The organism is Exiguobacterium sp. FSL W8-0210 (assembly GCF_038006045.1).
In the GTDB taxonomy this organism is placed as follows: Bacteria; Bacillota; Bacilli; order Exiguobacteriales; family Exiguobacteriaceae; genus Exiguobacterium_A.
This window is the reverse complement of the sequence record NZ_JBBOUK010000005.1, coordinates 1-4677: the sequence shown is the minus strand read 5'-3', so window position 1 is coordinate 4677 and position 4677 is coordinate 1. Positions and strand designations below refer to the sequence as shown.

Below are 4677 nucleotides of genomic sequence, written 5' to 3'. Positions count from 1 at the left end.
GTGATGCGACGTTAGCAGGGGAAGGACGGAGAGCCCTGTACATAGCCTAAGTCCCGAAGGGATACGGTAAAGATCGTTGAGAGGTTCAGACGGGGTCATATGGTACGAGACCGTAGGCAGTCCCACGACAAACGGTGGGGAATTTCCTAGTAGGCGGCTGTATGATTGCTGTGACACGACATATGACGGCTTTTGGCCGCCATACAGTGGGTTATATGACGAGTCGCCGAAAGGCAGCAAGGTAGGGCGTGGAAACGCCTTGTGTGCGCGAGAGCGCAGCGAGTCATATCGTAGGGGCGAGACTCCCCTGCAATCTTGGAACGCCTAGACATACGGATACCTCGTCCTACACTGGACGCAGTGCACCGATGGGCAGATTTAACTCTTTCCTTTTGCAAGGGGTTAGTCTGCCCATCCAGCCGTTTTCCTCGCCTGCCTCCCGCAGTATGCCCTCGCTCTTCAGGTTCTACAAGTCTTTTTTATGAAAAAAAGGAACAGAAAGTGCCGGAAAGATGAAGATCAACGACTGGTTCATGTGTCGTGCGAGGGATGTTGAAGGAGAGAGCGAAGCGATTCCATTCAATATCCCGCAGTGCGCCAACAAGCGAAGTGGAGGCGCAAACGCCGGAATGAAGTGCGTTAGATCAGGAAAGCAAAAATCTTATACAGACATTCAGAGAGAAAGAGGACTGGATTCTTTATATCAACTACCGAACGTTCTAGAAAAGCAAAACTCCAAGAAAGAATGCAGGTGTCTAGCCCTATCACGCAGAAAATTAAGAGGGTAAAAGGGAAGGTTAATAGTTGATTATTTGTTAAGGAGGATTTGAAGAAATGAAAAATATGGACTTAACGATTCTGGATGTCATTGAATTCAACAAACAAATGAAGTTCCTCGATGTAGCGAAAACGCATGCTCCAGTAGGACGTGAGAAGCTTCGTGAAGCGATGAAACTTGCTGGAGCGACGTTTGATCAACAAACCAAGCGATGGCATATCGAAGAAGGTCATCCGAATGAGAAGAAACGAGTATTGGATTTTGTTCAATCGAGTCGCATCACTAAACCGAATCAAGAGAAAGCGCAAGAGCCTTTACGAGTGGACCCTGTGACGGGACAATCTCAATTGGATGATGGCTATTTCGAGATTGAAACGAAGCAGGAAAAGGTCCTTCGTAAGAAAGTCTCACTTGATCTTGATGTTGCTCTACATAAACGTTTGAAACATATCGCGCTCGAGAATGACATGAAGTTGTATGAATTAGTTGAAGGTGTTCTACGTAACTATGTAGCAAAGAAATAATGCCACTGTTTTACTCCTGACTACTGTTATCGCCTCTTAAGAATAGGCTAAGTATATTGATGATCAGTCCGATGAAAGATATCGTCAGACCAATTTTTGTCCCTAATAGATAGCCATAGCCAGTGGAGCTATATGCGATCATTATTGCGACTCCGAAGAGTATAATCGCGATTCCTAATAGTGAATATTTCATCGTATTCCTCCTTATGTAAGGTCGAAGACCTTGAGTGTTTACTATATCGTATTTGAAGTTAAATTGACTGTTTCTATCAACGTTGCGTGAAATGACAATTCCTCGCAACGTTGACGACGCTACAGAGCCAAGCACGAAAAAAACGGTCGAAATCGACCGTTTTCACAAAGTTTTTCGGCTTATGCTTACTTATAAAAATCTTTTGGATCGGACGTGATGTGATGCAAAAAGAAGTACGACCATTTATTTTTACGCTGATTGTTTTAGTTGTTTTGATTGCTGCGTATCCATCGTATCGGATATTTTCTAAGCTCAGTACAGAGTCGAAAATCGAAAAACTCTTAGAGCAAAAAGATTATGATCAAGACATAACTAAAAAAGAAATGGAGTATGATTCGAAGACAGGAAGATACTTTTTAGAAGTCAGATACGAGAATGAACCTGACTATACTTACACGTACGAAGTGATCGACGATAAGATTTTAACGATTGCTTATGATCAACAAAATTCAGAAGTAACAACTGATTTAAAACACATCTTAAAATGAAAAATACTCAAAAATGGTGAAAAAGAGCATAAGGGGAAACTGCTATCACGGAGCGTGCTAGCCTAGGCGGAGCCTAGTGTTTCCCTGATATCATCAAAATCGCCAAAAGGTCACACCGCGTGCCACTAAAAACGCCATTTTGGCACGGTGTGTGCCATCTAAAAAGGAGATGCTAGAGAAAAAATGAGCCATTTTATAGCGACAATTTTTCGTGATTTAGCAATCAAAGGAATTTTTTCTGACGATGATCTTTTGGAAATACTAACTTTGAAAGGTGGTAACGCACTTGCACTTTTAGAGATAACTGATAGAGCCTCACAAGATTTAGACTTTTCTATTAGTCAAGGTTCTAAGCTCACGAAAGAAGAGCATGAGCCTAAATTCCAAAGAGCACTATCTCGAGTTTTTAGTGAATCTGGTTATCAGATTATAGACTTTAAATTTGAGATTAAACCTAAGAAATCAAGAGTACAGCTTCCGCCATATTGGGGAGGATACAGTATAGAATTTAAAGTCATGACTGAAGAAATGTTTGAATCTACAAAACATCTTTCCGAGCAAAAAAGGTCATCTATGGCATTAGAAATAGCTGGAGGGAAAAAGAAACTAGAGATTGATATCAGCTTAGAAGAATATACTGAACCAAGAATTTTAATGGAGTTAGACGAGTATCAGATTCATATTTATAGTCCTTTAATGATCGTATATGAAAAGATGCGAGCGTTATGTCAACAACTCCCACAGTACCCGTTAGCTTCGACGAACAAGGTGAGAGCCAGAGACCTGTATGACATTTACACAGCCATTCAAAAGTCAGAATCTTTATCTTTAAGAGAACAAATTACAGATCCAGAAAACATTCATATCGTACAAGAAATATTCAAAGCGAAAGAAGTATCGTTTGAGTTAATACCTCAAATTATTACTCATAAAGAAGAGATGAGACAGAATTTTGAAGAGGGGGTTCGGATTCAAATAACAGATCAAAGAAGCGTTCCTGATTTTGATTTTTTATTTGATTTCAATTTCGAACTCATGATGGAGGTCTATGACTTGTTACCTGACGAGTAATTATTATTACTCGTCAGGTAACAAGTTTTTTGGATAGTAAACGTTCGTTTGAAAATGATGTTTTTTATTCAAGATTTGATATCCTACGTACATTATGAATTCGTGATCTATATGGTCTTTTATTAATTTCATACTATTTGATTTATAACCATTCGCCACCATGTAGAAAGCAATTGGATTTTGGTAAGGGTATTTGTAGTCTATTTTTTTCAGGTATCCCACTAAGCGATTAACCGAGATATCTTCAGCAGCTCTTTTAAAAGCCGACATGATTTCTTCTGGTCCACCTGAATAACTAGGTCTTACTACACAATCTATGAGCGTTCTTTCAAGGTTTGTGACACGGACTTTCCTAGAAAGTTGTGGTGATTTTTTATTTATGATTCCTAAGTTCCCTGTGTACTTACCGTTCAACATGTGGACTAAATATTCGCGTCCTTCGTAATGGAAGCTTGCGATTTGATTTGTTCGTCTCATAGGTCTATTAAAAGCATAGTCTATTTTTTTTTGGGTAAGAATGTTTTGAGGGTCCACAGGTTTTTTAGTTTGTTCCCTGTTTATGAAAATTTCTTTAGGGACATTGTTTGTAAGGTCGTTTAAAAAAAGCGCGCTGTAATGCGATAAATAAGAATTGGGTAGTAGGCTTAAAGCGATCTCAAAAGGATGAACTGCAGTTTCGATTCCTTGAATCAAAACATATCTAGAGGTAGTTGAATGATTAGGCAATGTGAATTTCACTTTTTTTAAAACATTCAAGTCTATTAACGCAGTTACAAATTTCCCGTATCCATATGCGGGTTTTAATATCATAGATTGTTTTAATTGATTTAAAATCGCTATCAAGCTTACCCGAGAGAAAACAGATCCTTCTGCCAGCATAATTGGCAAAATAGTATCTAATTCTCGATACACTGCTGTTTTCAAAGGAACACGTTTGTTTGAAGACATTAAAATCACCTTTCTTTTTTTGATTGACCTGTTACTAGTATATATACTAGTAACAGACTATGTATTATTTTATTTACTTTAACTGTACTACTAGTATATATACTAGTAGTACACGCAACGTATCTCAAAAAAATAAATCGAGGGAGTACTACTAGTATATATACTAGTAGTACTTTTTCGATAGTTTTATTTTAAAGTCTTCTAAATAAAATGTTGTCAGAAAATTGATGTAAGCGTACAATAATCAGTAACAAAATACGGACGGAACAACAAAAAACGCCACTTCTCCCATCTGCTCGTTTGGCGACGAGTAGATGATCAACGAAGTGACGCTTTTGAATAGCGAGTGGTGGAACACTAGCTATTGATCGTTGAAGGCACATAGGACGTGACTCCAACTTAGATGCACTTATCATACTAAGGAAACCTTGAACATTCAAGGTTTTAGTATAGAAAAGGACATTGTTCAGTAGCAAGTTTTACGAAACTCGCTATCGGATGATGTCCTTTTTGTTTTGGTCTTACATAAAAAGAGGTCAGCACTCGCTCTTTAAACGAGTAGGTTCATCCAGCCGACGCAGTAGAATGGATCGGTCGTCACCGCAGTTCCAGCAA

General features: G+C 38.8%; 4 protein-coding genes. 3 read left to right on the top strand and 1 reads right to left on the bottom strand.

Going from position 1 to position 4677, the window contains the following annotated elements:
* The first annotated feature begins 834 nt into the window (after positions 1-834).
* The 3 genes from MKY22_RS17295 (at position 835) to MKY22_RS17285 (ending at position 3114) form a co-directional block, all read left to right on the top strand.
* A complete protein-coding gene (locus tag MKY22_RS17295) occupies positions 835-1302 on the top strand; it encodes a hypothetical protein (protein ID WP_341090774.1) in 468 nt (155 codons plus the stop codon).
* Positions 1303-1716: 414 nt separating this feature from the next.
* On the top strand, positions 1717-2043 hold the full coding sequence (locus MKY22_RS17290; RefSeq protein WP_341090771.1) for a DUF3139 domain-containing protein: 327 nt from the start codon (positions 1717-1719) through the stop codon (positions 2041-2043).
* 183 nt (positions 2044-2226) lie between these two features.
* Positions 2227-3114: a nucleotidyl transferase AbiEii/AbiGii toxin family protein gene (locus MKY22_RS17285; RefSeq protein ID WP_341090768.1), complete on the top strand. Its 888-nt coding sequence runs from the start codon at positions 2227-2229 to the stop codon at positions 3112-3114.
* Positions 3115-3120: 6 nt separating this feature from the next.
* On the opposite strand, the gene MKY22_RS17280 is transcribed toward MKY22_RS17285, so the two are convergent.
* A complete protein-coding gene (locus MKY22_RS17280; RefSeq protein WP_341090766.1) occupies positions 3121-4071 on the bottom strand; it encodes a type IV toxin-antitoxin system AbiEi family antitoxin domain-containing protein in 951 nt (316 codons plus the stop codon).
* Positions 4072-4677 lie beyond the last annotated feature (606 nt).